The following is a 25,294-nucleotide window of genomic DNA, read 5'->3' on the forward strand; positions in this document are numbered from 1 at the left end:
CTATTTTACTTGACGTATTACATCAATAACAGTTCCATCGCGATATTCAACTATTCCTACAATGCGCTCTTCATTTTGAATAGGCTTTGCCACGCCGGTTATCTTCTCAACTTCAGCTGCCAAATCTTTAATTTCTTTAACCGCAATCCCTCCTTTAATCAGGTTTTCTTTCAATTCAGGGCGATTGGGATTGACGCAAATACCTCTCTCTGTTACCAACACATCTATGCTTTCACCAGGTGTTACAATAGTATGAACTTTTTCCTTCACAATAGGAATTCGTCCACGGAATGATGGACAGACCACCACTGTTAAGTTTGCACCAGAAGCCGTATCACTATGCCCACCTGAGGCACCGCGAACATAGCCTTCAGAACCGGTTATCACATTCACATTAAAATCAGTATCAATCTCCAAAGCACCCAACACCACAATATCCAGCTTATTGGTCATACAACCACAGTTAAACGGATTAGCATATAAACCGGCAGTGATCTCAATATGATAAGGGTTAGTCATTAAAGAAGTACTAACTGCTGCATCAAACGACTGAACATCAAAAATAGATTTAAACAATCCTTCGTTCAACATATCAACACCGTAAGAAGTAACACCTCCCAATATGAAACTCCCTTTAATAACTTTCTGCTTCATTATTTTACGTATGTATTTAGCCACAGCCAAAGAAGCACCTCCAGCACCCACCTGAAAACTAAAACCTTCTTTTAATTCACCAGAATGCTCAATAACCTGAGCTGCCAAGCGTGCTATTTGCAAATCCATTGGAGCTTTGGTAATACGTGTGGTTCCTCCGGCAATTTTGGATGGATCACCAATTGAATCCACCTTCACTACATAATCAACAAAATTTTGAGTAACAGCCTGTGGAACACAAGGGTAATCAACAATATTATCGGTTACTACCACCACCTGACGAGCATAACGAGCATCAATAACTGCATATCCCATTGAACCAAAAGCCGATGGACCATGCGCTCCGGTAGAGTTACCTTCAATATCGGCAGCTGATGCCGCAATTACCGTTAGATCAATTTTGATTTTACCAGTATGAACACTTCGTACGCGTCCTCCATGTGAGTGAATCACAAAAGGCTTTGGCATTACACCTTTGGCAACAGCCTCCCCAATTTCGCCACGAATACCACTTGAATAAATTTGAGTAATGGTACCATTTTTCAGATAAGGTAAAATGGGTTCGTGAGCCGAGGTTAAACTACTTGATGCCAAAGTAATATCTTTAATACCAAGCTCAGCCAGAATTTTAATCGTTTCAACTAAAATACTATCACCTCCTCGTAAATGGTGATGAAAAGATACCGTCATTCCATTACGGGGATTGGTGCGAATAACAGCTTCCTTAAGATTACTACACATCTTACTCGAGTGCGGCATCTTTGCTTTATTGGGTGGTGGAACCGTTTCCTCTTCCATCCATCCTTTTCGTAATTTTGTAAATGCCCCCTGAAAGGGTTCTATCTCCCCTATTCCTTCAAGTGTTTCAGGTATTTCTCTTTGCAATATATTTTTCACAATGATTGGTTTAAAAGTTAAATATCGGCTACATCAATATCAGCCATTTCTAAAACTCTGAGGGCACGCTGCACTACCGGAGCATCCACCATTTTTCCATCCACTGCAAAAACGCCAATACCTTCTTTTTTATTTCGCTCAAAGGCCTTTACTATTTTAGCTGCTTTTCGTATTTCTTTTTCAGTAGGTGTAAACACTTCGTTCACAATCTCTATCTGACGTGGATTGATAATGGCCTTACCCGTAAAACCCAGCTTCTTAATGTATTCTGCTTCTTCTCTTAAGCCCTCTTCATTCTCAACATCAACATAAACGGTGTCAAAAACATCAATTTTACATGCTTTTGCAGCCATTACAATTTGCTTTCGGGCATAATCAATACCAATACCATCATTGGTTTTTACCAATTGCATATCGGCAGCCAAATCCTGACCACCAATTGAAATAGCATCAATACGAGACGAATAATTGGCAATATCATATACATTCTGAACTCCTAAAGCCGTTTCAATCATCACATGAATTTTCATTTTATCATGAGGTAATTCATGAGCATTCTCAATATCTTCAACTAATTGAATGATGCGACTAATTTCGTCAATCGTTTCTACTTTAGGTAAACGTATAGCATCGGGTTGAAGAGGAACAATTTGTTTTAAATCTTCTTCTCCAAATGGAGTATCAATATGATTGACGCGTACGGTAACCTCACAACCTTCGTAAGATACATACTGAAGCATATGAGAAACCAGAATACGAGCGGCATCTTTTTGGTTCAGAGCCACTGCATCTTCCAAATCCAGCAAAACACCATCGGCGCCGTATACACTTCCCTGCTGAAGCATTGCCGGATTATTACCCGGAATATACAGCATAGTCCGACGTTTAAAGGTTCTAATTTTTTGTTCCATTATTTATTAGGTTAAGGTACCGGCTTGCAAACCTGCTGATCGTTTCAATGCTGTTTCTAAACGAGCCGAAATGGTTGGAGGAAGTGCTCCTTTATCATTAATAATCACTCTGATATCATCAATGCCCAAAGCATCCAAATCGCGATGAATCTGATTAAGCAAATCGTCGCCAAACTGCTGCATAACAATTGACTCCAATTCAATTTTACGTCCAACACCTGTTGGCTGTGGCTCTACCATAATCAGAACATCACTCGACTCAAAACTTCCTGCCTGAGCCTTTATTTTCAATTCCATAGATATTAATTAAAGAAATATTTCTTCAAATATAAATTTTCTCTTATAAATCAAGCCTTCCAAGCATATATTATACAACATGTTTTTTACAATTCTCAAGAAAACACGCCGTTAACAACTGTTTTTGTGACAATTACAATATTCATGATTTTTCTCATTAATTACTAAGCTACATTACACGTTAGTATTTATCCCCATAAAAAAAGGTCGGCTAACTCTCGCTAACCGACCTTTAAACAACATATTGCGTTTTTCAAACTATGCCTTTTCTATTAACCTCTGTTCTTGAACACCAATTTTTCGTTATCCACATCAACTACAATTTCGGCATCCTTACTAATCTCGTCAGCCAATAGGCTTTTAGAAAGATCATTGACTAAATAACGCTGCAAAGCACGTTTTATTGGACGGGCACCAAACAATGGGTCATAACCTGCTGAGGCGATCCAATCTGTGGCTGCATCCGTCATGTTGATTGACACATCCATGGTTGCCAAACGCTTTTTCAGTGATTTAAACTGTAATTCAACAATTTGGGTAATCTCCTCTTTTGATAAAGGTGTAAACATGATCACCTCATCAATACGGTTCAAAAACTCGGGTCGTATAGTTTGTTTCAACAATTCAAACACTTCGTTTTTAGTGCTTTCTATTTTATCGTGCGATAATTCTGTGTTATCGCTCAATCGCTGCTGAATTAAATGCGATCCTGTATTGGATGTCATTACTACAATGGTATTTTTGAAATCGACTACGCGCCCTTTATTATCCGTCAATCGACCATCATCTAATACCTGAAGCAAGATATTAAACACATCGGGATGCGCTTTTTCGATTTCATCTAACAACACCACCGAATAAGGTTTTCTACGAACTGCTTCGGTTAGCTGACCACCTTCATCATAACCCACATATCCGGGAGGCGCTCCAATTAAACGCGATACCGAATGACGCTCTTGATATTCCGACATATCAATACGGGTCATCTGATTGTCATCATCAAACAGAAACTCCGCTAAAGCTTTTGCCAGCTCGGTTTTACCCACTCCTGTTGAACCCAGAAAGATAAACGATCCGATTGGCCGGTTGGCATCCTGTAATCCAGCACGACTGCGGCGAACAGCGTTAGCCACAGCATCAATAGCTTCATTCTGACCTATAACACGTTTATGTAATTCATCTTCCAATACCAATAACTTCATCTTCTCAGACTTCACCATTTTTGATACCGGAATACCTGTCCAGCGACTAACAATATGAGCTACATCTTCAGCATCTACCTCCTCTTTAATCATCACATTCTCTTTCTGCAGATCAGCCAACTCCTCTTTTAACCTATCTATATTCTCTTCGGCTTCTTTTATACGTCCGTAACGAAGTTCAGCCACTTTATCATACAAACCTTCGCGCTCTGCTTTGTCGGCTTCAAAACGAAAATGCTCTATATCACTTTTATTTTGCTGAATCTTATCAATCAAGGCTTTTTCTGCTTCCCATGCAGCGCGCAATCCCGTACGTTCTTCTTTCAAATCTGAAATCTCACGATTAAGATATTCCAGCTTCACTTTATCGTTCTCTCGTTTGATAGCCTCTCGCTCAATCTCCAACTGCTTGATACGTCGTTCCACTTCATCAACCTCTTCAGGAACCGAATTCATCTCCAATCGCAAACGACTGGCAGCTTCATCCATCAAATCAATGGCTTTATCTGGTAAGAAGCGATCTGAAATATATCTGTCAGACAACTCAACTGCAGATATTATTGCCTCATCTTTAATCCGAACCTTATGGTGAGTTTCATATCGTTCTTTCAAACCACGAAGAATGGAAATAGAACTCAACACATCGGGTTCATTCACCATTACCATCTGAAAACGACGTTCCAAAGCCTTGTCTTTTTCAAAGAATTTCTGAAACTCTCCTAAAGTAGTTGCTCCAACAGCTCGTAGTTCACCACGTGCCAAAGCTGGTTTTAGAATATTAGCAGCATCCATCGCTCCCTCTCCTTTACCTGCACCTACCAAAGTATGTATCTCATCAATAAAAAGGATAATCTCACCATCGGCATTTTCAACCTCTTTCACTACTCCTTTTAAACGCTCTTCAAACTCACCTTTGTATTTTGCTCCGGCCACCAGCGCTCCCATATCCAAGGAGAATATCTCTTTACTTTTCAGGTTTTCGGGTACATCGCCATTGATTATACGTTGCGCCAAACCTTCGGCAATGGCTGTTTTTCCAACACCAGGCTCACCAACCAAAATAGGATTGTTCTTTGTTCTTCGTGATAGAATTTGAAGAACACGGCGAATTTCTTCATCACGACCAATAACCGGATCAAGTTTACCGTTTCGCGCACGCTCATTCAGGTTAATGGCAAAACGATTTAATGTCTGATAGGTATCTTCTGCTGTTGCACTGTTTACCTTCGCTCCCTGTCGTAACTCTTCAATGGCAGCAATCAAGCCTTTTTCGGTCAAACCTGCATCCTTCAACATTGACGAAACATCACTCTTCACTTGCAACAATCCCAGCAGCAAAAACTCAAGGCTCACAAACTGATCACCATGCTTTTTTGATGCGTCTGTAGCTTTTTGCAATACATCAGATGATTGACGGGAAAGATAAGGCTCTCCTCCCGCAACATTTGGATAGGATTCAATTACCGAATTTAAGACATTAGTATAGTCATTCAATCCGTTTTTCTTAACCAGGAAATCAATTATTGACTGATCAACCTGATGAACAGCCATCAGCAAATGACCAGGTTCTATTGCCTGGTGCTGTTTTCCAACGGCTATTTGTGCTGCCTGTTGAATAACTTCCTGAGCTTTTATTGTAAAATTCTTCAAGTTCATAATTAGTCTGTTTTCCCAACAACTATCAAAACTTCTACCAAACTATATTTCAAGTCATTATGGCACTTAACCAACTCAAAACAAGGTCATTATTTCAGGTTTACAACAAAACACACGACGAATTGTCAGAAAATAGAAACGCAATTCCAAAGGAAGACGTATTTTTACATAGTAATTCTAACCAATGAAAAGGCTCATCCTATATATAATAGTCGCTATACTTTGTATTCCGCAAACTGAAGCTTGGGGCCGGCACATTGAATTATTTCCGACCGATACGGTTAAAAGCGATACCATAATTACTGTTTTACCTCTATCATTCGAAAAACAATCCGATACCTTAAGAAATTCGGATCCTATTTTGGATTACATCAATCAACGCAGAACGAAAAACAAATTTAATGAATGGGTAGGCGGCCTTTTAATTAGAAACGAACAAGATTCAAGCTCGAACGATAACACCATTGATTACCTTAAGGAATACAAACGACTTAGCCAAAAAACTATAGCCAATATTCACATTACTCGTCTTGACCCGTTTGGAACTTCCATCTATGATACAACAAGACAAGCACAGCAGTGGATTGAGCGAACAGGTAACAATTTAAGATTTGCAACTTCAAAACGTATTATCCGAAAAAATCTGACCATGGTGGCTGGGGCTCCTTTTGATCCCCGGGATGTGTTTGAAAGTGAGCGTGTGCTGCGCCAAATTAATTTTATTGCTGATTCAAGAATTGTGGTCCTCCTCAACAAAGATGACACTACAAAGGTTGATTTACAAGTAATAACACGCGATCGATACCCTCACGCATTTTCTACAGGAGGCAATCTGTCATCTCCGGAGATTACTCTTTACTCTAGAAACCTTACGGGTAATGGGGTTGGTTTTTCACATACTTCTGCCTACGATTTTGGGCAACGGGTTGGTAACAAAGAGCAATTGAGCATTAATAATTTTAATCGATCCAGAATTGACTTAGAAGCGAATTATTCCAATATGATAGAAGATCATTCTTTATCTTTCAGAGCTGATCGGAATTTTTATATCTCTGATATTAAATATGCAGGTGGAATATTATACAATCGCTCCTTTCGAAATAATCGCCATCCGGCCTATACTCAAACTGAATGGAAAAACGAACTGAACTATCAATTTACTGATCTTTGGTTAGGCCGATCCTTTGAAATTAATACCGATAATTATTTCGACCGATCACACCTTTATCTCATTGGGCAATATTCGCACTCTGAGTTTTACGACGTCCCGGATTCGTTATCTCACAATGCCCCACTGGCATCCAATTATTTTTATTTTGGTTCTGTTACCTTTTCAAAACGTAATTATTATCAGAATAATAAGATTTATAATTATGATCGTACAGAAGACGTTCCGCATGGATTTATGACAACCCTAACCTATGGTATTAATAAGATGCCTTCAAAGAATCGCCCTTATTTTAGAGGTGAGTTTTCGTTTGGAAAAGCCATTATACCTAACAAGGGCTATTTTTATGGTAGCTTTGGAGCCGGTTCTTTTTTTAATGCAGGGAGAAGCGAGCAGGGAGAAGTAAGTATTAGAGGTAAATACATTAGTCGTTTGTTTGACATGGGTGTGAATCAGTTCAGGAACTTTTTTGAAGTTAAATACATAAAAGGTTTTAATCGATACCCGAATGAATACTTGCTACTTACCGAAAAAGCAGGCGGTATAAACAGTTTTAGAGATAAAGAAATCAAAGGAGTAGAAAGATTAATAATCAAGACCGAAAACGTGTTGTTTACGCAGCATCGTTTTATGGGGTTTAATATTATGTTTTTGAATTTTGCCGATTTTGGTATTATTGGTGATGGAAGTAATTTATTCAAACAAAACTATCAGGCTAGTTTAGGAGGTGCCATCCGATTCATTAATAATAAACTGGTTTTTAATTCCATTGAAATTCGTTTAGCCTGGCTTCCATTATTACCGGAAGGAGAATTTCCTTTTGACCTGAGAATTAGTGGAGAATCCATTCCTCGCTTTGATGATTTTATTCCCGAAGCACCTAAACAAGATACCTTTAAATAGAAGAATGAATTCTTTCCAATAAAAAAGAGGTAATTGAAATTCAATCACCTCTCTTAAGTTGTTTTTTATTTTTCTTTATAAGAAATCCTCAAAGTAACGACTCACTTTCTCCATCAAATGAATGCGATCATGTCCTCTTACATTATGCTCATGACGGGGATAAACAAAATAATCAAGCTGTACTCCATTTTTTACACATTCGCGAACAAATGTTAAACTATGCTGCCAAACTACAGTTGGATCAATTGCTCCATGAATAATCATAAGACGTCCCTCCAGCTGATTTACCTTATTATTAAGATTGGCTTTTGCGTATCCTTCCGGATTTTCCTGAGGCGTATCCATATAACGCTCGCCATACATAATTTCATAATACTTCCAATCAATTACCGGTCCACCGGCAACTCCCACTTTAAATACCTCAGGATGCTCAGTCATAAGTGTTGTAGTCATAAAACCACCATAACTCCAGCCGTGTACACCAATACGATCAGCATCTACATAAGGTAAGGATTTTAAATACTCAATTCCCTGCATCTGATCTTCCACTTCCAAAGTTCCCAACTGACGATGAATAGCCTGTTCAAAATCTTTTCCTCTATATGGAGTTCCTCTGTTATCCAGTGTAAACGCAATGTATCCTTTTTGAGCCATATACAGCTGCCAGCCGCGCGCTCCACCTTGCCATCTATTCTGAACCATTTGTGCATGCGGCCCACCATACACATAAACAATTACAGGATATTTTTCAGATGGATCGAAGTTAGTTGGTAAAACCATTCGTCCATACAAGGGAGTTTCTCCATCTTTGGTTGATAATTCAACCATCTTAATGTCACCAACCTCCATCTCTTCGTATGGATTTTTAGCTTGGTGTAATTCCTGCAATTCCTTTCCATTGGTTGAATACAGTACTGTTCTCATAGGTTGATCAAGTGAACTGTAGTTTGAAATAGCATACTTACCATCCTTGCTTATAAGCACTCTATGTGCTCCTTCAGCAGCAGTTATTCTATTCATCTTACCGGATGACAGGCTCACTTTATAAGCATGACTTTCCAATGGACTTTCTTTGGTTGAGGTGATAAAAATATTTTTGGCTTTATCATCAAACCCCAAAACATCTGTAACTTCCCATTCGCCTTTGGTAAGTTGTTTTATCAGCTTACCATTTAAATCATATACATACAAATGATTGTAACCACCTTTTACACTTTGCCAGATAAATCGATCATTTTTACCCGGAATAAATAATGCAGGATGTTGAGGCTCCACCCATTTATCATCTTTTTCTTCGAATAAGGTGGAAACAAACTCACCGGTTGAAGCATCATATTTATTTAGGTGCATATGATTCTGACCGCGATTTAATTCGGCTATTAGAATAAACCTACCGTCAGCCGACCAACAAACATTAGTAAAATATCTATCTTTTGGTTCTCCTGTATTTAAATAAATAGTTTGCTTAGTGCTTAAATCATAAATACCAATGGTTACTTCATGACTGGTCATTCCTGCCATCGGATATTTTATATTTTCCAACTCAGCAACACGCTCTTCTACATTCACCAATGGATAATCAGAAACCATTGTCTCATCTTTTCTGTAAAAAGCTAGTTTTGAAGCATCGGGCGACCAATATGTTCCTTTATGAATACCAAACTCGTTTCGGTGCACCGATGTCCCGTATACAATACCTTCTTCATTCGAAACAGCCACTTGTTGTTCTGATCCGTTGGCATATATATATAAGTTATTACCCTTTGTGTATGCTAATTGCTTTTTAATAGTTAACCAATCAACGTTATCAGCATCCTCGGGCTTTGCAATATAATTAACTGATTTTGAATCAAGATTCAGATAATAATACCCTTCGCGGGTTGCAAAGCTAATTTCAGATGAACTCTCCCAGCTAACACTTGGCAAATATTTTATTTCATCCAAACCATTTTCAACCAAAATCTCATTTAGTGCAACACGGTCAAATCCAAAAACTCTTTCTTGCTTATTAATCGGTTGAAAAAAAACACTGTCTTTCTGTTGAAACACCAAATCATTACTTTCTCCTTTAAACTTGGCATTATAGGAAAACATGTAGTATTTATAGAAATTCTTTCCTCCGGATATTACATCTTCAAGGCTTAATTGGGCCGATAAATTAACAGTAACTACCGCCAACAAAAGCAATAAAAATACCTTTCTCATAGTTTATATTAATAATTTAACGATTGATCCATTTATTCAGGAATGCATAATTGCAGAAAATATGTGAAACAAACAATGAGATACCTTAGTGTTTAAGTAAAAAAGGAGAAAACAGCTATAAACATCTAAAATTATGGCACTAATAATAAAAAATAACAACCACCATCTGATGTTTTATTACAGATATGTTGGGCTTTTTACAAACTTTTAGATATATTTCGGAAAAATTCGTTCTATCAAAATTAGTATATTAACGAAACAACCTCATTAAATAACACAAAAATGAAACGAAGCCTAACTACTCTCTTCCTGATTGCAACTTTGGTGTTGTTGCCGTTTAAGTTAAATTCTCAGGAAGACGTATTATTCACAAGTTGCCTTAATCAGCTTAAGTCGCCATTTATTGCTAGCGGCCAGCCTTTTAAAGCCTTTTTAACAGGCGATGAAGTTGCAGAGTTTCATACAACTTTCTTTGCTGGCAGTTTGTACAGAGTAGTTACCAGCAGCCATAAAGAGGGAACCATTTTATTTTCTGTCTACGATAAAGAACGAAACCTTTTATTCAGTAATGAAAATTACGATTCTTCCAGTTATTGGGATTTTAAAATTGAGGGATCGGTTGAATGCATTGTAGAAGCTAGATTAGATACAGAAAAAACCACATCAGGCATTGCTTTAATGATGGTAGGCTTCAAAAGTTTAGAGCAATAAAATATTCACTACTGCCTGTTTAGGCAGTTTTTTTTTGAAGTAGGCTTGTTGTATGAGTGAAGAAATATTAAAAGCTTTAATACAATTATTTGCACTTATAGCATTCCCTCGTACGGAAAGCCAGTCCCGACGCTTCATTGTAAAATCATTTCTTAGTCAACAGCTCAACAAGCAATTAATTGAAGAGTACCTCAAGCTCTACGATCAATTATACGAAGAGCATGAACAACGATTAAGTGATAAAGAAAAATTCAGAAAAAGGCACTCTGCCAGCTCCGTTAAGGTCTTAAAAATTGCTACCGAAATAAATGAAGCCTTAACTTACTATCAAAAAATAATTGTATTCATTCAACTTATCGAGTTCCTGAACATTGATTTTGGAATGAGTGATTATGAGCGTGAGTTTATTGAAACTGTTGCTCAAACATTTAACTTACCCGAGGAAGAATACGATTCCATCATAGGTTTTATCACCAGCCAGTTTGAAGAAACTCCTGACTCGCAAGATGTTGTTATAGTAAACAACAAAGTACAATATAACAATGAGCATCACCGTCATTTATTCTGGGAGAATTTAACAGGTGAGTTACGCATATTACATGTTAAATCAGTGAGCCTCTTTGTCTTTAAGTTCAAAGGAAGTCATGATTTATATATGAATGGCCAGCTGGTAAGTGATCAACGAGTTCAAATTTTACGACCTGGCAGTTCTTTACGCAACAAACGTATTGAACCCATATTCTATAGCGATGTGATTGGTCAGTTTGTGGATGATAGTATTCATTCTCCCATTGAATTTTCTTGTAAGAATGTAGAATACCATTTTAACAAAACCAGTATTGGACTTCAAAAAACCAATTTCAGTTCACGCTCAGGTAAGCTGGTTGGAATTATGGGAGCCAGTGGAGCCGGGAAAAGTACGTTAGTTAATGTTTTAAGTGGAATCAATCAGCCCACAAAAGGTCAGGTTCTGATAAATGACATTGATATACATAAAGAAAAATCCAAAATAGAAGGTTTAATTGGATATGTAGCTCAAGACGACCTTTTGATTGAGGAGTTAACAGTCTATCAGAACTTATACTACAATGCCAAGCTTTGCTTTGATGATTTACCTGAATTTCAAATTCAACGAAAAGTACTAAAGTTATTACGAGCCTTAGGCCTATACGATATTCGTTTTATGAAAGTTGGCAGCCCTCTCAACAAGAAAATCAGCGGCGGTCAGCGTAAAAGATTGAATATAGCTCTGGAATTAATCAGAGAACCTGCTATTCTATTCCTTGACGAACCAACTTCAGGTTTATCATCAAGGGATTCGGATAACATTATGGATCTGCTAAAAGAACTTTCCATCAAAGGAAAACTGGTTTTTGTAGTTATCCATCAACCCTCTTCCGACATTTTTAAAATGTTCAACCAATTATTGGTATTGGATACGGGCGGCTACCTCATTTATGATGGCGATCCGGTTGAAAGTGTCAATTATTTTAAAGCCTGCATTAACCATGTCAATCGCGATGAAAGTGAATGCCCAACCTGTGGTAATGTTAATTCAGAGCAAATTTTAAACATAGTAAATGCACGTATCCTTGATGAATATGGCAACTTTACATCAACCCGAAAAATAGAACCTTCAGAATGGTATCACCTATTTCACGAAGGATCAGAATTGAACCATTCTAACCATTTTGAAAAACCAATATCATTACCAAGCATATCATTCAGGATTCCGGGAAAACTTAAGCAACTTTTTATCTTCTTAAAAAGAGACTTATTGTCAAAGTTTGCTAATCGACAATACTTGATTATAAACCTACTTGAAACACCGATATTAGCATTAATATTATCAAGCATTATCAAATACCATAATGTTGATAGCAGCAATACAAGCGGTTATACCTTTGCCAATAATCCCAACATAACCATTTACATCATTATGGCAATTATCATTGCCATTTTTGTAGGATTAACAGTAAGTGCAGAGGAAATCATCAACGATAGAAAGTTACTAAAACGTGAATCTTTTCTTAACCTGAGTCGCTCAAGTTATCTGTTTTCGAAATTCATATTACTCGGAGGCTTATCAGCTATTCAGTCATTAATGTTTGTTTTAATAGCCAACACCATCATTGAGTTAAAAGGCATGTATTGGGAGTACTGGTTGATATTCTTTAGTTCCGCCTCCTTTGCAAACTTACTGGGGTTAAATATATCTGATTCGTTTAAGAAAACCGTGAATGTATATATTACCATCCCCTTCCTGATTATTCCACAACTTATTTTAAGTGGTGTTTTTATTAGCTTTGACCGCTTAAACCCAAATCTGAGTACTCCGGAAAAAATTCCTTTTTACGGTGAATTAATAACTGCACGATGGAGCTTTGAGGCCCTTGCTGTTGCCCAATTTAAGGATAATGCTTATGAAAGTATTTTTTATACAACCGACAAACTCAAAAGCCAGGCCAATTACAGAAAAGAATACTGGTTACCAGCACTATACAACCACCTATCCACCATTGAGCGCTCATTAAACAATAGTGAAAAGAAAGAGAAAGCTGAGTACTCGTTAGAAATTATAAATACGGAACTAACTAAGCACAATAGTCTTTATCCAAAAAGAAATCAGTCATTACTGATACCGGAATTAAGTAATTTAAACGATTCAATTTTACTGCAAGCCCGGAAACAGCTTGATGCTTTAAAAGTCTTTTATAAGAATTTATATAACACAGCAGATAAACAACAAGATTTAAAAAAGCATCAATTAAACTCTGATCCTGAGAAAAGAGCCGCGTTTATTGCTTTAAAAAATGAAAATCACAATGAAGATTTGGAACGTTTTGTGCGTAACACCAACCAGTTTTTTGCCAATAAAATTATAGAATATAAAGGTGAGTTATGGCAAAAGGTAGATCCTATATTTCAAGATCCGGAAAAACCATTATTAAAGGCTCACTTTTTAGCCCCAAGTAAAAAGTTAGGCAATTGGAAAATAGACACTTTTAATGCCAATTTAATAATCATATGGCTTATTAATGTAGTACTGTTTATGAGCTTATATGTACGAACTTTACCTCGCTTGTTTCAATTAGGGGGATATTTTAAAGACAAGTTTAATACCTACATTGAGAAGCATAAAAAAGCTGATGAATAAATTTATCCACCAGCTTTTGACATTATTCATTTCAAAGAATTACTCTTCCATTTCAATCATCTTAAAAGGTATGTTGATTATTGACTGATAATCTTCACCAGCTTCAAACATATCCTCATCATCCTCTTCGTAATACCAGTTGATCTCTACTCTATTGCCTTTTTTATGAATTAATTCCAAGCGCTTAAAAATATCGAGTATACATTTAGAAGAACTCGTATTAAAATACTCTAATTGTATATTCACCCCTGTTTCTTCAGCAGGTTCATCTCCAAATTTCTCTAACCAATCAATAATAGGCTTATAAAACTCAACTGAATTCTCAGGAATTGAACGGCCTTTTATTTCAACTAAGCCATTCTCTCCATCCAGTCTTACATAAGGTGTTTTCGGTGTCCCCTCACGAATAATTGTTTCCATATTGGCAATTAAACGGTTTAACTAATGTATACATCTAACGAAAAGAAGATGTATTCATCATCAAATTCATAAAAATAATACTCTAACTTATTTCCGGTTTTTCTAACAATATCCAACATTCCTAAACCTCCACCTCCTTTGTCAGAAAATTCCTCGTTGCTAAGGATGTCACGGTACAACATTCGCACTTCCTCGTCCGAAAGCGAATTAACTTGATCAATCCGATCTTTAATATAATTTAATTTCTCCTTTTTAACAAAATTACCCGTTGATATTCTGTAAAAAGTACCATCCTTGCTTAATATAATAATCCCAAAATTACTTTCTTGCTCTACAGGAGCGGTTAATGGCGGGTAATCTACATGGTGATAAAGATTTTGCAAACACTCTACAAACACATTATACACCTTTTTTCGAACCCTGTTCTTCTCATTCTTTAAATTGAGGCTATTCTCAATAGAATCTAAGGCTTCCGAAATCAACTCGGAGGTAATGCTGCCATTATATTCAAGCACCACTTCACCTTGTTTTTTTTCTGTATACCAATTTTTCAGTTCGAACCCCATTCTGTTTGGTCAATTACCCTTACAAATATAAAAAAATAACCCAAAGACTTCGCCTTTGTTAATTTAATAAACTTACACAATTTGCCTGAGGCAGTGATTATTTTATGATTAAGCTGCAAATATTACTGATAAAAGCTTTATTCATTTACATATCTATATCCCTCCACCCTCTGAATATAGAAGGTCTCGCGGTTTAAACTGCACCAGTTTTGAATTGGGAGTTACAGAATTAGTAACCCAAACATTACCTCCGATTACAGAATTAGCTCCTACCGTAATTCGTCCAAGAATTGTGGCCTGTGCATAAATAACCACATCATCTTCAATAATTGGATGTCGGGGTACTCCTTTAATTGGATTGCCATCATCATCCAATGGAAAACTTTTAGCACCTAAGGTAACCCCCTGGAAAAGTTTTACATTTTTGCCGATAATAGATGTAGCACCAATCACAACACCCGTACCATGATCAATTGAGAAGTATTCTCCTATAACGGCTTTTGGATGTATGTCGATACCAGTTTCACTATGTGCCATTTCCGAGATAATTCGAGGAATAAGAGGAACGCCAATATTTACCAGAGCATTGGCAATTCTATAATTTGAAATAGCCCTGATAGCCGGATAACAAAAGATAACCTCACCCCTGCTTTTAGCGGCAGGATCACCTAAAAAGGCAGCCTCTACATCTGTGGCCAATATGCGACGAATTTCTGGCAATTGAGCTACAAATTCAGCCGCCAGCTGATGAGATATCTTATGCACCTCTGTTTCATCCATAGGCTCAGCCCCTGCACACTCAAAACATAAACCAGCCATAATTTGATCTGCCAATAAAGCATACAGTTTTTCGGTATTCACACCAATGTAATACCCAATACTGTTTGAATTCATTGCAGTATCATCAAAATAACCCGGAAAAATAATTTCTCTGGCTAAATTAACAATCTGAGCCAATGAATTAATAGATGGCATCCGATGCTCTTGTACCTTCTGATGGCAGACTGATTTATACGACTGCTCTTTTGACAATTCATCAATGGCTCTCTTTACAATGGCTGATGTCTGATTATTTGTCATACCTCGGTTTGTGTTAAAATACGGTTAATATGCTGAATTGCTAATTTTTTTCTACTTTCTTCTGCCCCATTAACTATGGCATAATTAAAACCATAATACTCCAGTTCTTGTTTATATAATTGAAATAATTCTTCTCTTACATGGCCATTTTCTCTTACTCCATCCTTTATCCAGGGGATATCGGGGCTGCATAATAAATACAAATCTATTTTAAGATTTTTAATACTGCGATGCAGCCACATTGGACATTGATTATAAACATAGGTAAACCATATTTTTGTAATGATCAAAAACGTATCAAAAAAAATTATGGATTGCCCTTCATCAATGGCTTCATTATATTGATCTATTTGCTTTCTGGCAATTATCTCTACATCCTTAAAAGTATAGTTTCTGGTTAAGTTTTCTACATATTCACGTGCAAATTCCGGCTTCCAACAGGTTTTATAGTGTTTTGATAATTCATCGCACAAAAATGTTTTGCCGGATGACTCCGGACCTGTCATTACCACAAATATTTTATCTTCAGGCTTTCTTCTCACTTACCATTATTTTTTGCCATTGTTTATAGCCCCAATATGCTCCAATTGTATAGATCAAAAACAAGAAACTATAAAAATACAAATCTGTGGAACTTCCATAAACACTGGCCTTATATAAATACATGACCATTGAAACCAAATCAACAACGATCCATATCAACCAATGCTCAATTATTTTACGGGCCAGCATCCAGGTAGCCATAAATGAAGCTGCCGTTGTTGCTGCATCAAGGTATGGCATTTCCGATCCGGCAATTTCCAACATTAATGGTATTTTTAACAAAGCTACCAAAAGAACCAGGTATATACCCAAGCCAATCAATGATAGATGAAGCACTTGCTTTTTACTTACTTTATTAATAGGTACTTCCTCTTTATTTTTACGCATGGCAGAAGATGTCCAGTACCACCACCCATAGAAGCTGACAATTAAATAATAAAATTGCAGACTCATATCGGCATAAAGTCGAGTGCTAAAGAAAACCCATATAGATAATGCAGAGGCAATTATACCCCAGGGCCAAAGCCAAACTTTTTCACGAATTGAATAATACAAATAAATGAGAGAAGCCAGAGTTCCGGCCGCTCCCATTCCATACATCTTAATATATTCTAACATTTTATTTTAACAGCTGGGCGTAATCTTTTTTAGTGGATAAAATATCCAATGCTTTAGTATAATCGCTTGATAGGCTATTGATAGTTTCGAAGTATTCTGAGGTAGAAAACAAATCTCGTGCAATCAATGCTTTTAACTGTGTCATCATTAACTTTTCCGACGCAGCCAATTCTTCATCATTTCGCTCAATTTCTTCTTCCTCGCCTTCTTTAATAAGCTCTTCCACCAAAGTTTCTGACACTTCAAAGTCACTATTGAATTGATCGTAACTACTATAACTTGCCTTTAGTAATTCTCTGTTGTTATCTACATAAGTCAGGATAACCCTGTTAACCGTACCTGATGCAACCAAATCGCGATAATAATCGGAATACATAGTTGTGTCCATTGGTACAAAAACGTCAGGCATAATACCACCTCCTCCGTATACTGTGCGATGACTAACTTTTGTTTCGTATTTCAGAGTTTCGTCGAAGTGGATACTATCTACATTAGCCATCTCACCATGCAAATAACGATTTCCTATTTCGTATCGATATTCTTCTTCTCCTCCACTATAATCTTTTTGAATACATCTACCTGAGGGTGTGTAATACTTAGCAATAGTAAGTCTAATCATCGATCCATCAGGAAAATCAAACGGACGTTGCACTAATCCTTTTCCAAAACTACGGCGACCAATAACAATTCCACGGTCCCAATCCTGAACAGCACCAGCAACAATCTCGCTGGCAGAAGCTGAACCTTCATCCATCAATACAACCAATTTACCCTTCTCAAATCGACCTCTTTTTTTCGCATGATGCTCTCTGCGTTCACTATTTAAACCTTGCGTATATACAATAAGCTTATCTGAACCGATTAATTCATCAGCAATATCAATAGCTGCTTTTAAATAACCACCACCGTTTCCACGAAGGTCAATGATCATATTTTCATAATTCTCATCTTCCAGCTTATTTAAAGCATCCAAAAATTCTTTATGGGTAGTTAAAGCAAAACGTGTAATTTTAATATAGGCTGTTTTGGGGTCAGCCATATAAGCAGCTTCCACACTGTGAATTGGAATTTTATCTCGTACCACAGTAAAATCCAAGACCTGACCTTTTCGATTGATGGCCAACTTCACCTTAGTTCCTTTTTTTCCTCTCAGATATTTAAATACATCGCTATTTTTAATTCCAATACCGGCAACATTATCACCATCAATAGTCACAATACGATCTCCAGCAACAATCCCAACCTTTTCAGATGGACCACCAATTAATGGAGTAACCACCATTAAGGTGTCTTCCAAAATATTAAATTGAATACCTATTCCATCAAAACTACCATCCAAAGGTTCATTCATGGCAGCTACCTCATCGGCTGATATATATACAGAATGCGGATCTAAACTTTTTAGCATACCAGCAATTGCCTCTTCAGCTAAATTAGTATCATTTACGGTATCTACATATAACGAATTGATTAGCTGGTAAGTTAATTGCAGTTTCTGAAGGTTTTTATCCAACGATTGAGCCTGAATACTAACTGATACCCATCCTCCACTAATCACTATCAACGCAATTATCAGTTTTCTTATTCCGGTTTTTAATTTCATATTAATTTGCTTTAAAGTTTACCTATTCCCCTTACGAAAATATAAATGCTAATGTTATAAACAAACAAAAGCCGGAAGTAAAAAGTTTCTTCCGGCTTTTAATATCTTATAAGTCAAGGCCTATTCCCACTCAATAGTTGCAGGCGGCTTAGAGCTGATATCGTAAACTACGCGGTTAACTCCTTTAACTTTATTAATGATGTCGTTTGATATACGAGCTAAGAAATCGTATGGTAAATGTACCCAATCAGCTGTCATACCGTCAGTTGATGTTACTGCACGTAGAGCAACCACACGCTCATAAGTACGCTCATCGCCCATTACACCCACCGATTGAATAGGTAATAACATAGCACCTGCCTGCCATACCTGATCGTACAATCCGCTATCTTTTAATCCTTGAATGAAAATATAATCCACTTCCTGAAGTAAAGCTACCTTTTCAGCAGTGATATCACCTAAGATACGAATAGCTAAACCTGGTCCCGGGAATGGGTGACGACCTAATAAAGAATCATCAATACCTAAAGCTTTACCTACTCTGCGAACCTCATCTTTAAATAACAGATTTAATGGCTCAACAATTTTAAGGTTCATCTTCTCAGGAAGACCTCCCACGTTGTGGTGTGATTTAATGGTTGCTGACGGTCCGTTTACGGAAACAGACTCAATCACATCAGGATAGATAGTTCCCTGAGCCAACCATTTTACATCTTGTATTTTGTGTGCTTCCACATCAAACGTTTCGATGAATACGCGACCAATAATCTTACGTTTTGTTTCAGGATCAGAAACTCCGTCTAACTCACCCAAAAATTCTTTTTTGGCATCCACACCAATCACATTTAATCCCATGTGTTTGTATGAATCCAACACAGCTTCGAACTCGTTCTTACGAAGTAATCCGTTATCAACGAAAATACAAGTTAGATTTTCGCCAATGGCTTTGTGTAAAAGCACACCGGCTACTGTACTATCAACACCTCCGGATAAGCCTAACACAACTTTATCGTTTCCTAACTTAGCTTTTAATTCGGCTACAGTTGTTTCAACAAAAGAATCAGGTGTCCAGTCCTGAGCACACCCACAAACATCAACCACAAAATTCTTTAATATTTGTGTTCCTTCGGTACTATGATATACTTCAGGGTGGAATTGCAGTCCAAAAGTTGTTTCGCCTTCTATTTTGTAGGCAGCAACTTTAACATCTTTGGTACTGGCAATTATTTTATAGTTTTCAGGAAGCTTGGCAATGGTATCGCCATGTGACATCCACACTTGTGAATGATGACTTACTTCCTTCATCATAACATTTTCAGAATCTACAAACTCCAGGTTAGCTCTTCCGTACTCACGTGTAGCTGATGGTAACACCTCGCCACCATAGTTGTGTGATAAGAACTGCGCTCCATAACAAACTCCCAATAAAGGCATTTTACCTTTTATTTCTGATAAATCAGGAACCGGAGCATCTTCATCTCTTACACTGTAAGGACTACCGCTTAAAATGACTCCTTTTACGGAATCGTCAAATTCGGGACAGTTGTTAAACGGATGAATTTCGCAATACACATTTATTTCTCTTACACGTCGGGCAATCAACTGCGTGTACTGAGATCCAAAATCCAGAATGATGATTTTTTCTTGCATCAACCTTAACCTTTAAATAGTTATTAGTTTTTAGCTGTTAGCAATTAGTTAATTACCAATCAACCAAAAACCAACAATGACTAAATTAGAATTCTAAAATTTGGCGCAAATATAAGGATTTTAAAAAGGATAAAGGTTAAAGTGGAAAGTAAAAAGAAAATAAAAAGCTATTAACGAATGGTTTCTATGAACTGTTTATTTATACATCTATGATATTCAATAACAATGAGAATGCTTTAAGATTCAAATAGCAATTATCAAATAGAATTATAATCCTGAATGAAACAATATTAAAAAAACTTTCCACCAACCAAATACTTTTCATATTTTTACTTATCAACCTTTACCTTAACAATATGATCTCTAAAAAGTATGTTACTATTTCTTTTGGGATATTTCTTATAACAAGCTCGTTACAAGCCCAATTAGAAAACAATTTAAACATCCACCTTGATTTTCAACCTATTGAAATGGATTTTAGTCCAGTATTTCAGCTAAACTTGGTTGAATTGGAATTATCGAAACCATTGGTTTTTAATAAAGCCAACGACACATTGAATGTCTTCCCTACTATTCAGAAAGAAAGCCGAAGGTATATTGAAGAATTAGGGTTATACCATAAACAAAAAGTAGAAACCTTTGTAACAATAGGTGGCTATGACTGGACCAATGCCGAAAAAACCTATGAACTATGGGATAATACATCAGCTACCTTTGGTGTTGGTTTATTAAAAACCTATTCATTTATGGATCCAACTTCTACTCAATATCAAATCACAAGCAACCTCGAGATTACTCAACCTATAAATAACTGGTTAAGCGCTTTTGCCAATGCACAATATGTAAGCAACCCTGTTTATAAATTCAATAAAAATAATGGCAGCTTATTTTACGGCAACCCGCTATTTATGCAGACTGAGACAATGATAAGCATAAGAGCCCAATACAATAATGCAAAATTAGATATTGGCTTTCGCAGTATTTATGGTTCTCAAAAACAAAGCTTCAAGCCTATAAACATGCTAAACACCAAAATGACCATAGATTTCTAGAAACTACTATCAATCATCTACTCTTTTAACAACTCAAAAATGCCTTCTTGCTGAACAATGTACAAACCTAATCGCTCTTTTGATACACCCTTTTTTATTTGATAATTATATTTGGGAGCCTCATTCTCCCACAGGGTTTCAAAACAATTAAACTGGATACTGTTATACTTTTTCAACTCTTCAGCAATTTCAACAATATGAGTGGAGACCATAAAAAAGGTATCAGAAATGGTTGCTAACTCAGAGGTGATCATTAACGATGCATCAAAAGCATCTTTAACATTGGTACCTCTGAATAATTCGTCAAAAATGACCAATATGCGCTTTTGATTTTTAATCTTCTCCACAGCCATTTTTACCCTTTTAACTTCGCTGTAAAAATGACTATACCCCATTGATAAATCATCGGTGAGATTAATTGTGGTAAGCAAACCATTTAAAAGTGATATTTTTAATGATAAAGCCGGAACCGGAAATCCAACATGTGCCAGATAGGTACTTAAAGCTATTGATTTCAAAAAAGTTGACTTACCCGACATATTAGCTCCGGTAAGAAAACACAAATGACTATCCTTATCCATTACAATGGAATTGGGAACAGCCTTCTCTACCAAAGGATGAAATAAACCATTTGCTTCGTAGTACATTTCATCAGTTTCCAAATATTCAGCAAAATTCAGATTCCTTTCTAAAGAAACTTTTGCTATTGCCTGCAAAGCATCTACCTCATAAAACAGATGCATAATCTGCTCCACCTGTTCTCGTCCTCGTTGGCTAAAATAATTATGAATTCGAATAATATCTGACAATGAGTAATGGTGCCCTCTTTTCTGGAAGACAGGATTCTGAACTAAATTCTTTACTTCAAAAACAATCCGATTCAATTCATCGGGAACTTGTTTTATCTTAAGCTGATCTGCCAAATTATTAAGGCTTTCAACCAAATACATTACCGACGAAACACCATGCTTTATTAAATAGTTATCATTTGTATCCTTCACCCTTGCCTTAACAGACCATAAAACTACGTCAACAGGATGATCAGCAATAACAGATAGTCCGGCTTCGAGATAATGATGAATAAAATCTATTTGCTTAATCGGTATATCAAAAGAAGCATCATTCCTCATAAAAAAATCAATTGCATCTCTTCGTCTGGTCAGTTTTTGCAAATTATTGGTCGGTTGATTCAACCAGGATCTTATCAACGTATTACCACCCTTGCTCTGGGCAACACTAAAAAGTTGCATAATCAACCCGGAATGCCCCTTATCAATAATTTCAAGGTCCTTTAGAGTTTGATTATCCACCTCAAAAGGAACCGTATTATCAATTGCTAAACTTTTTTGTTTTGAAAAGGTTCCTACCGGTACATATTGATAGTTCTCCAGCTCTTTCCATTCCTTTATGCCAATAACCCTGCCTCCATGAAGCAAAAACAATTCATTTGAAGCTTTCAGTATAGCCCTGTAATAATGATCAGTAATAATAAATCCCTTATCGGCTTTGTGTTCATTAAGCAATTCGATAATAGCCTCACGGTATTTAGGTTCAATACCAGAAAAAGGCTCATCAAGAAGTATGAATTTAAAATTCTGCCCTAATAAAAACATCACTTCGAACAACCTGCGCTCTCCGCCAGACAAATATTTTACTTTACTGGAATGATGATACTTAAAACACGAATGGCCTAAAATATCATCCTTCATTTTTTTACCTTTCACATAATGCTTTACTATTTTTTTGAGTGATAGATTAGCAGGTAAAAATCCATTTTGAGGCAAATAACCTATGAGATTATTCTCGAGATAAGGCTTTTGATAAACTTTACCATCAACCCTAATATTTTTATCATATGTATGTTGAATACCGAAGATGATCTTCAGTAAGGTAGATTTACCAGATCCATTACTTCCCAACAATCCAACTATTTGGCCTGTATGGCAGCGCAAGGATATATCAGATAGGATTGATCTACCTTTAAAATCAATCATAACACTATCTATTTCCAATAAATGACTTTTACTCATAATGTGTTCCAGATTAGCAAAAGTGGAATATAAAAACCGGTATTAATTAAGAAGGCACCAATGTAAAGATGCCATCGACTTAGCCCCAGGTTAAAATAGAAGAAGTATGTTTTTTTATGGCGCCACTCAAAGATGTAAAAAGCACCTATTAAGCCAACAATAAAAAACACAAGCATAAATGTGGTTAGATGTCCTTTGATGCCAGCATAACCAATGGGAATGAAACTACCCAAACCCGATATTACCAGATTAACAGTTACAATTTGGCGGTAATAATTGAAGAACGCTTTAATGGAGGTTTTATTCATATTACAAGGTTAAGGTTACCCTCTAAATATAGTAATTAACCATAATAACCCTAAACTATTTAACATACTATAACAAAGAACTCTTGTTTTCCTGTTCCTACTTCATCAATGTATGAAGTGGGATTCGGGTACACTCAACACGTTCTTTATTGGTTGTGTAGGAAGTGTATAAAAAACCATCAGCAACCATCGACTTGGGATAATGATATCCTTGACGTTTGTATTTTCCCTCGTATTTTAACTGCGGTAAATCGCTGGCTTTACGCAACACAAATGCCTTATTAAATACATGCCCATCCTCACTTAAGGTAAGCACCAAAGGCATACGGCTTTTATTAGTGAGCGGATTACCAACAAAATACGCCGATCCATCGGGTAAATTACCTGCACTTTGTTTGGTTCGGGCATCGGGCATATTAGTTAGCATTGGCTCTGACCAGCTTCGTCCTTCATCCAGACTTACAGATGCCAATTTGCAGAACGAACTTTTCTGATCGCGAAAAACCATTACCGAAGCTCCATCTTTACGCTGATAAGTGCTGGGTTCAATCTCACGCGTTACATCACCACTATATTCCATATTAATCATGTCGCCTTTTTGCCAGCCGCTTATTGCATAAGCATCATCGGTAAAAACAGGAGTTACATGCAATCCCGGAGAAATATGCACAGCATTAATAATTCTACCTGAAGTAATCTGATGAGGATCTTGTTCAAATGCTCCTATCATCTCACTGCCATCGGCCCATGTGACAGATTCTTTATCTGACCATAATACACCATCAGTAGACATCCTGTATTTTACCTTACAAAACCGAGGACTCTCATCATAACTCCACTCATTGATAAAAGCTATAATAGTATCGCCCTTTACCCACCAACCACCTGAAGTACAATATGCATTTTCGGGACTAGTCTCAAACACTTTAGGTGTTTCCCAATTAATTCCATCATTACTACTGCTGTATGCCACCCAGGTATCGGTTGAATCTTCATCCTTCTCAGAGCTTTGCCACATACAATACAATTTCCCTTTAAAAGAAGTCATTACAGCACCATTCACATATTTATCGGTTGAATCAGTAGCTGTATAAATGGTAAAAGTTTCGGCTTCAATCACCTCGGGCAATCCTAAATCGTTGGTTTGCTCTTGATCAAACAAACCTTCTTTAACAGTAAAATGAGTCTGAGGCAAGCATGACGAAAAAATAAAAGCAAGCACTAGCATGCTCCAAAAATTTCTTTTTTTAGTATTCATAAGATAAAGCAAGGACTATTTTATTTAAATACGCTATCTAGTGTGCAATATACACAGAAAACCTTTCATTTAATCTCATTATTTATAAAGCCCCAAATACTTACTTATCATTAAAAACATCCATTATCATCACTATATATAAATTATTTAATTACATTTATTATGCTAACCTAATAAACAAGTTTGATATGGCTAAAAACAAGGAGCTTAAAAATCCTCAACATCACCAGGGAATTTAATGAGACTATTGGTTTTTCAATGATTAACCCCTTATCTAAATCAGAAGCTAAAATTAGTATACCCCGCTAAGCTTAGTATGAATCAAACAGCTCGGCGTAGATTGCATCTACCCTGCTGTTACGGTAAAGTAGTCTTAGACTACTTTTTTGATACGACGAAGTTGGA

The 25,294-nt window shown here is 36.7% G+C and carries 19 protein-coding genes; 4 read left to right on the top strand and 15 right to left on the bottom strand.

Going from position 1 to position 25,294, the window contains the following annotated elements; translation table 11 throughout:
* The 4 genes from citF to clpB form a co-directional block, all read right to left on the bottom strand.
* Positions 1–1,551 carry a citrate lyase subunit alpha gene (gene citF / locus KEM10_RS17550; RefSeq protein WP_212217360.1) on the bottom strand — a complete coding sequence of 517 codons (1,551 nt, stop codon included), beginning with the start codon at positions 1,549–1,551 and terminating at the stop codon, positions 1–3.
* A gap of 17 nt (positions 1,552–1,568) precedes the next feature.
* Complete coding sequence (locus KEM10_RS17555; RefSeq protein WP_212217363.1) at positions 1,569–2,462, bottom strand: HpcH/HpaI aldolase/citrate lyase family protein; 894 nt, start codon at positions 2,460–2,462, stop codon at positions 1,569–1,571.
* 6 nt (positions 2,463–2,468) lie between these two features.
* On the bottom strand, positions 2,469–2,759 hold the full coding sequence (gene citD / locus KEM10_RS17560; protein WP_212217366.1) for a citrate lyase acyl carrier protein: 291 nt from the start codon (positions 2,757–2,759) through the stop codon (positions 2,469–2,471).
* A 272-nt stretch (positions 2,760–3,031) separates the two neighbouring features.
* The gene (gene clpB, locus KEM10_RS17565) at positions 3,032–5,617 is read right to left on the bottom strand and encodes an ATP-dependent chaperone ClpB (protein ID WP_212217368.1); all 2,586 of its coding nucleotides are present in this window, start codon (positions 5,615–5,617) and stop codon (positions 3,032–3,034) included.
* Between the two features lie 184 nt (positions 5,618–5,801).
* Here clpB and KEM10_RS17570 point away from each other — a divergent pair, with 184 nt between their 5' ends.
* Positions 5,802–7,688 (top strand): BamA/TamA family outer membrane protein, encoded by a 1,887-nt coding sequence (locus tag KEM10_RS17570; RefSeq protein WP_212217370.1) that lies wholly within the window; start codon positions 5,802–5,804, stop codon positions 7,686–7,688.
* Positions 7,689–7,763: 75 nt separating this feature from the next.
* Here the strand turns inward: KEM10_RS17570 and KEM10_RS17575 are convergent, their stop codons facing one another.
* On the bottom strand, positions 7,764–9,893 hold the full coding sequence (locus tag KEM10_RS17575; RefSeq protein ID WP_212217372.1) for a S9 family peptidase: 2,130 nt from the start codon (positions 9,891–9,893) through the stop codon (positions 7,764–7,766).
* A 282-nt stretch (positions 9,894–10,175) separates the two neighbouring features.
* Here KEM10_RS17575 and KEM10_RS17580 point away from each other — a divergent pair, with 282 nt between their 5' ends.
* A complete protein-coding gene (locus tag KEM10_RS17580) occupies positions 10,176–10,604 on the top strand; it encodes a hypothetical protein (RefSeq protein WP_212217374.1) in 429 nt (142 codons plus the stop codon).
* Positions 10,605–10,656: 52 nt separating this feature from the next.
* A complete protein-coding gene (locus KEM10_RS17585; protein WP_212217376.1) occupies positions 10,657–13,761 on the top strand; it encodes an ATP-binding cassette domain-containing protein in 3,105 nt (1,034 codons plus the stop codon).
* A 39-nt stretch (positions 13,762–13,800) separates the two neighbouring features.
* On the opposite strand, the gene KEM10_RS17590 is transcribed toward KEM10_RS17585, so the two are convergent.
* The 7 genes from KEM10_RS17590 to guaA all read right to left on the bottom strand — a co-directional run bounded on the left by KEM10_RS17590 (position 13,801) and on the right by guaA (position 20,241).
* Complete coding sequence (locus KEM10_RS17590; RefSeq protein WP_212217378.1) at positions 13,801–14,181, bottom strand: DUF1987 domain-containing protein; 381 nt, start codon at positions 14,179–14,181, stop codon at positions 13,801–13,803.
* Positions 14,182–14,198: 17 nt separating this feature from the next.
* Positions 14,199–14,747, bottom strand: coding sequence for a SiaB family protein kinase (locus KEM10_RS17595; protein ID WP_212217380.1), 549 nt, complete (start codon positions 14,745–14,747; stop codon positions 14,199–14,201).
* Between the two features lie 153 nt (positions 14,748–14,900).
* Positions 14,901–15,827: a serine O-acetyltransferase gene (locus KEM10_RS17600; RefSeq protein ID WP_212217383.1), complete on the bottom strand. Its 927-nt coding sequence runs from the start codon at positions 15,825–15,827 to the stop codon at positions 14,901–14,903.
* Complete coding sequence (locus KEM10_RS17605; RefSeq protein ID WP_317196686.1) at positions 15,824–16,369, bottom strand: ATP-binding protein; 546 nt, start codon at positions 16,367–16,369, stop codon at positions 15,824–15,826. Before KEM10_RS17605 ends, KEM10_RS17600 begins: the two co-directional genes overlap by 4 nt.
* Entirely contained in the window at positions 16,353–16,988 is a 636-nt protein-coding gene (gene pnuC, locus KEM10_RS17610) for a nicotinamide riboside transporter PnuC (protein ID WP_212217386.1), read from the bottom strand. The genes KEM10_RS17605 and pnuC overlap by 17 nt, the downstream gene beginning before the upstream one ends.
* Position 16,989: 1 nt before the next feature.
* Positions 16,990–18,591 (bottom strand): S41 family peptidase, encoded by a 1,602-nt coding sequence (locus KEM10_RS17615; protein WP_212217388.1) that lies wholly within the window; start codon positions 18,589–18,591, stop codon positions 16,990–16,992.
* Between the two features lie 120 nt (positions 18,592–18,711).
* The gene (guaA, locus tag KEM10_RS17620; RefSeq protein WP_212217391.1) at positions 18,712–20,241 is read right to left on the bottom strand and encodes a glutamine-hydrolyzing GMP synthase; all 1,530 of its coding nucleotides are present in this window, start codon (positions 20,239–20,241) and stop codon (positions 18,712–18,714) included.
* 470 nt (positions 20,242–20,711) lie between these two features.
* Here guaA and KEM10_RS17625 point away from each other — a divergent pair, with 470 nt between their 5' ends.
* Positions 20,712–21,293 carry a hypothetical protein gene (locus tag KEM10_RS17625; RefSeq protein WP_212217394.1) on the top strand — a complete coding sequence of 194 codons (582 nt, stop codon included), beginning with the start codon at positions 20,712–20,714 and terminating at the stop codon, positions 21,291–21,293.
* 17 nt (positions 21,294–21,310) lie between these two features.
* Here KEM10_RS17625 and KEM10_RS17630 read toward each other — a convergent pair whose 3' ends face one another.
* The 3 genes from KEM10_RS17630 to KEM10_RS17640 all read right to left on the bottom strand — a co-directional run bounded on the left by KEM10_RS17630 (position 21,311) and on the right by KEM10_RS17640 (position 24,859).
* Positions 21,311–23,323: a MutS-related protein gene (locus tag KEM10_RS17630; protein WP_212217397.1), complete on the bottom strand. Its 2,013-nt coding sequence runs from the start codon at positions 23,321–23,323 to the stop codon at positions 21,311–21,313.
* Positions 23,320–23,631: a hypothetical protein gene (locus KEM10_RS17635; protein ID WP_212217400.1), complete on the bottom strand. Its 312-nt coding sequence runs from the start codon at positions 23,629–23,631 to the stop codon at positions 23,320–23,322. Before KEM10_RS17635 ends, KEM10_RS17630 begins: the two co-directional genes overlap by 4 nt.
* Before the next feature lie 97 nt (positions 23,632–23,728).
* Positions 23,729–24,859 (bottom strand): exo-alpha-sialidase, encoded by a 1,131-nt coding sequence (locus KEM10_RS17640; RefSeq protein ID WP_212217403.1) that lies wholly within the window; start codon positions 24,857–24,859, stop codon positions 23,729–23,731.
* Positions 24,860–25,294: the final 435 nt, after the last annotated feature.

Source organism: Carboxylicivirga linearis (assembly GCF_018271995.1).
Lineage (GTDB): Bacteria > Bacteroidota > Bacteroidia > Bacteroidales > Marinilabiliaceae > Carboxylicivirga > Carboxylicivirga linearis.

What these genes read in the sequence shown, in the direction of transcription:
- KEM10_RS17575 (WP_212217372.1), bottom strand. Translation starts at nt 9,893, where the DNA reads ATGAGAAAGGTATTTTTATTGCTTTTGTTGGCGGTAGTTACTGTTAAT.
- KEM10_RS17590 (WP_212217378.1), bottom strand. Translation starts at nt 14,181, where the DNA reads ATGGAAACAATTATTCGTGAGGGGACACCGAAAACACCTTATGTAAGA.
- KEM10_RS17570 (WP_212217370.1), top strand. Translation starts at nt 5,802, where the DNA reads ATGAAAAGGCTCATCCTATATATAATAGTCGCTATACTTTGTATTCCG.
- guaA (WP_212217391.1), bottom strand. Translation starts at nt 20,241, where the DNA reads ATGCAAGAAAAAATCATCATTCTGGATTTTGGATCTCAGTACACGCAG.
- KEM10_RS17600 (WP_212217383.1), bottom strand. Translation starts at nt 15,827, where the DNA reads ATGACAAATAATCAGACATCAGCCATTGTAAAGAGAGCCATTGATGAA.
- KEM10_RS17615 (WP_212217388.1), bottom strand. Translation starts at nt 18,591, where the DNA reads ATGAAATTAAAAACCGGAATAAGAAAACTGATAATTGCGTTGATAGTG.
- KEM10_RS17640 (WP_212217403.1), bottom strand. Translation starts at nt 24,859, where the DNA reads ATGCTAGTGCTTGCTTTTATTTTTTCGTCATGCTTGCCTCAGACTCAT.
- clpB (WP_212217368.1), bottom strand. Translation starts at nt 5,617, where the DNA reads ATGAACTTGAAGAATTTTACAATAAAAGCTCAGGAAGTTATTCAACAG.
- KEM10_RS17580 (WP_212217374.1), top strand. Translation starts at nt 10,176, where the DNA reads ATGAAACGAAGCCTAACTACTCTCTTCCTGATTGCAACTTTGGTGTTG.
- KEM10_RS17625 (WP_212217394.1), top strand. Translation starts at nt 20,712, where the DNA reads ATGGATTTTAGTCCAGTATTTCAGCTAAACTTGGTTGAATTGGAATTA.
- KEM10_RS17555 (WP_212217363.1), bottom strand. Translation starts at nt 2,462, where the DNA reads ATGGAACAAAAAATTAGAACCTTTAAACGTCGGACTATGCTGTATATT.
- KEM10_RS17630 (WP_212217397.1), bottom strand. Translation starts at nt 23,323, where the DNA reads ATGAGTAAAAGTCATTTATTGGAAATAGATAGTGTTATGATTGATTTT.
- KEM10_RS17585 (WP_212217376.1), top strand. Translation starts at nt 10,657, where the DNA reads ATGAGTGAAGAAATATTAAAAGCTTTAATACAATTATTTGCACTTATA.
- pnuC (WP_212217386.1), bottom strand. Translation starts at nt 16,988, where the DNA reads ATGTTAGAATATATTAAGATGTATGGAATGGGAGCGGCCGGAACTCTG.
- KEM10_RS17635 (WP_212217400.1), bottom strand. Translation starts at nt 23,631, where the DNA reads ATGAATAAAACCTCCATTAAAGCGTTCTTCAATTATTACCGCCAAATT.
- citD (WP_212217366.1), bottom strand. Translation starts at nt 2,759, where the DNA reads ATGGAATTGAAAATAAAGGCTCAGGCAGGAAGTTTTGAGTCGAGTGAT.
- KEM10_RS17595 (WP_212217380.1), bottom strand. Translation starts at nt 14,747, where the DNA reads ATGGGGTTCGAACTGAAAAATTGGTATACAGAAAAAAAACAAGGTGAA.